The following is a 637-nucleotide window of genomic DNA, read 5'->3' as shown; positions in this document are numbered from 1 at the left end:
AGCGCCGCGCGCCCTTGCTCCCATTCGCTTGTGAAAGTGCCGAAAAAGAACTCCACGGCCTACACCTCGCCTCGGCGCTCATGCCCGGCACGGCGCGAAAGTGTCCGCAGCTCACTCATTACGGCCGCCTGAATCCGCTGGACGTTGCCAAGGTTGATGTCCAGCTCTGAGGGATGGACACCCTTTCCTGCATTCAGGGAGCGGGCGACCTGATTCAAANCGGCGCTCATGCCCGGCACGGCGCGAAAGTGTCCGCAGCTCACTCATTACGGCCGCCTGAATCCGCTGGACGTTGCCAAGGTTGATGTCCAGCTCTGAGGGATGGACACCCTTTCCTGCATTCAGGGAGCGGGCGACCTGATTCAAATTGATGCCGATCATCCGCATGTCTTCGAGCAATGCGGCCATGATCAACCTGTCTTCCGCAGTCAGAATAGGTCGAACGCCAGCACCCTCGAGGAGCAGAGAACGGAAAAGAGCAGACACACTCATACCGGCCGACTTGGCCGCTTCTTCGATAGCCGAATGCTCTGCATCGCTGACGCGGACGTTGATGAGACGCCCCTTGCGTTGCTTGGCTGTCGGCACTTCGATCGTGTCTCTACTCGTCAATCAATTAAGCCTTCCCGGAGCCTTG

2 pseudogenes are annotated in these 637 nt (G+C 59.0%); both read right to left on the bottom strand.

Annotated features, from left to right (window positions below):
• Positions 1-59 precede the first annotated feature (59 nt).
• Positions 60-218 (bottom strand): annotated as a pseudogene (locus tag ACM6UT_RS23435) (plasmid mobilization relaxosome protein MobC); the annotation flags it as partial.
• Positions 214-594: pseudogene (locus tag ACM6UT_RS23430) on the bottom strand (DUF6290 family protein); the annotation flags it as partial. The pseudogenes ACM6UT_RS23435 and ACM6UT_RS23430, both read right to left, overlap by 5 nt.
• Positions 595-637 lie beyond the last annotated feature (43 nt).

This window comes from Ciceribacter azotifigens, from assembly GCF_048159625.1.
Lineage (GTDB): Bacteria > Pseudomonadota > Alphaproteobacteria > Rhizobiales > Rhizobiaceae > Allorhizobium > Allorhizobium azotifigens.
This window is presented reverse-complemented; position numbering and strand designations above follow the sequence as displayed.